General features: G+C 38.4%; 2 protein-coding genes. Both read right to left on the bottom strand.

Annotated features, from left to right (window positions below; genetic code table 11):
• Positions 1 to 51: 51 nt before the first annotated feature.
• Complete coding sequence (locus ACED45_RS23845) at positions 52 to 1,059, bottom strand: hypothetical protein (protein ID WP_371715193.1); 1,008 nt, start codon at positions 1,057 to 1,059, stop codon at positions 52 to 54.
• Positions 1,060 to 1,072: 13 nt separating this feature from the next.
• Positions 1,073 to 2,440, bottom strand: coding sequence for a hypothetical protein (locus ACED45_RS23850; RefSeq protein WP_371715194.1), 1,368 nt, complete (start codon positions 2,438 to 2,440; stop codon positions 1,073 to 1,075).
• Between the last annotated feature and the right edge of the window lie 115 nt (positions 2,441 to 2,555).

Raw genomic sequence — 2,555 nt, forward strand, 5'->3', positions numbered from 1 at the left:
TCATTAGTGATTGTACTCACTTAACTCAGTGTCCAAAACTGCTGGTGCGGATCATCTCGTACCAATTTGTAAGGTTCTATCAGGGTGAAAAAGGTCAGCATAATGAGGTTGAATGACAGGGTTATACTTATACAGCAACTCAACTATGTTAGCTTTCGAGGGAGATTCTAGGATGAGAAATGCCTTTGTAAAGGCTCTATTATTTTTTTTATCACTTTGCTTTCTACTTGCTAAGTACCATTTTTGTCTGCCATTTTTTCGTTTTGATTCATCACTAGAAAGGTACTGTGCATATCCTTGATAAATCTTATTTCTGTACGTCGCGATGTAATCTGATAATGCACCTAATTCATCACGAATAGAGTGCAGTTCATTTATTAGATCTTTTGACGCTTGTAGTCCTATATAATATAACCGTTGAGGAATGACTGTGTGTTGCTCAGCTTCTTTAAGGGATAATCCAAAATCTGACGCCTTTAACCTTTTCTTAAGTGCAACCTTAAAAGGTAGGCCTTCAGATTCGATGTATAATTTATTGATTGAAGAGTAAATTTTCTCTCTTTCATAATCTATATCAGTAAAACTGGTAAGAATCCAAGCCTCCAATCTGTCAAAATCGAGATGCTCAAAGCTGTTGTAACCTTCATTAATGAGGGGAGTAGTGTGTTTTTTTAATCCATGGATGGCATCGCAAATAGCTGAGAAAGAGTGACTTCTAGGTGATAGCCAAATCATCTTTAAAGCAAGCGATTTAAGTTGATTTCTGAGGTTGCGTTCGATTGTTTTATTATCGAATGTGAAGTCCAGTGTGTATTGTTTTGTAGTATTAGGCTCAAAGAAGGATTGAAGCTTTCGCCAAGCATTATTGTCGGATACTTTACCTAGTGACCTACCAGTAACGGTAAAGCCAATATCTAGTGATTCAAGCTCATCCCAATTACCGCGTTCAATTGCGGGCTTTAAAACATCGTTTAGGTAGTCCGTGTAGCTGCCTACTTTATTTTGTGCATCTATTATGGCTTTCTGTCGGTTAAGATCATACTTAGGTAGCTTTATCATGGCAGAGTCCTTATTAACGGTATAAAGTCAAAACAGCATGGTCAATAGTTACTCGTGGATGACATCCATTTTTGTTAAACAGAGCCATAGCACCGTCGTACACATCGTTACTTGCCTCGTCCAGAATGAACTCAAAAGCAGCTATTTTTTTATGGACCTCTTCTTTTGCTATTGGATATTGATTTAATGCTTCTTTCAGCACGTGAATAAAAGAAATTAGTTTGTAAATAGGTTGAATGTCATCAACAGCCTTAGCTGACTGACATTTGTAGCACATATCGTACTCTGTACATGGTAATTCCAAGCCCATTTTATTGCTCGTTTCACGCTGCGTGCTTTTGCCTTCTGTTATACTTTGTTGCCCGTTGCAATGAATGCCATTTGGATTCGTCTTGGCTTTTTCTTCCTCTTGTTTTTTTTTCCATTCATCATGAGCTAGCATTGTAATGCCGAGTTTGGCTACAACCATCACCTTCGCTTGCTCTAAGCTTGTATCTACGTTGAGTTGCTCCATGACTTGTATTGCTTGCGATATGATGATTTTGTTAAGTTTAGGATCACCATTGGCATAATGTTTATCAATGGTTTCAAGAAGGTTTTGAAGCGTACTTTGAACACCCTCAGTGCCATTATCGGAGTACACTTGGTTGCTGGTCATCTCTCTCCAGCGACTTGATTTAAGTGAAATAAAGTATTCGTTTGGTTTAATTGACCATGTTCTCATTAGACTGGATGTGATAGGACAAATACCCTCCCAGCCTTCAGGAGCCTTTTTTGTATGGCCTCTTTTGAGCAGCAGTCGCTCAAAATTTTTATTGTGTTGTTTATCCGCTAATTCTGTGGCGAATTGCTCAATATCTTGGACTAACGCTTTATCCGCAGCTGGAATAGAAAAGCAATGGTTGCTACCGCTTCGGTATGTGAACGAAACACGGATGTTGCCATCGGAACCTTTCTCCGAGTAGGAGAGAGGTAGCATAATACCTTTTAGTGGTAAGTCAGTGTAGCAAGATAAAATGCAGTAGGCGGAATTGGTTGCTCCTTGTGTCGCTTTAGCTTTAGAACATGGGCTAGTAACTTTGTTCACCACGATTCTTGCAAGACTATTGACCTTTGTTTTAAGCGCAATAACATGCTGATTACGGTAGGCATAAAACAGTTCTTTAAACCAAGGGATAATGGAAGTTCTAGTCGGTGAGAGAAGGTTTAACTTGACAACTAGGTGTTTATTTATTTCTTTTAAATTAAATGTATGGTTTCTCTCATTTTTGTTATTGATAGAAAATATTAACTCTGAGCCACCGTCATATTGTTCTGAAAGCTTTTCAAGGAGCTTTATAAATTTAACGCCATCACGCTTATTAACATCAAAGTTTCTCATCCCTTCATCGGTTAGAATGGCGTCGACCTCTTTATTTGATCGTGCTTTATAGCTTGATACCGGCTTTGTTTCCTAATTGGATCTCAGATAGAAACGGCCAGTATGGGTGATTATT

This window comes from Vibrio crassostreae (assembly GCF_041439375.1).
Taxonomy (GTDB): Bacteria; Pseudomonadota; Gammaproteobacteria; order Enterobacterales; family Vibrionaceae; genus Vibrio; species Vibrio crassostreae_D.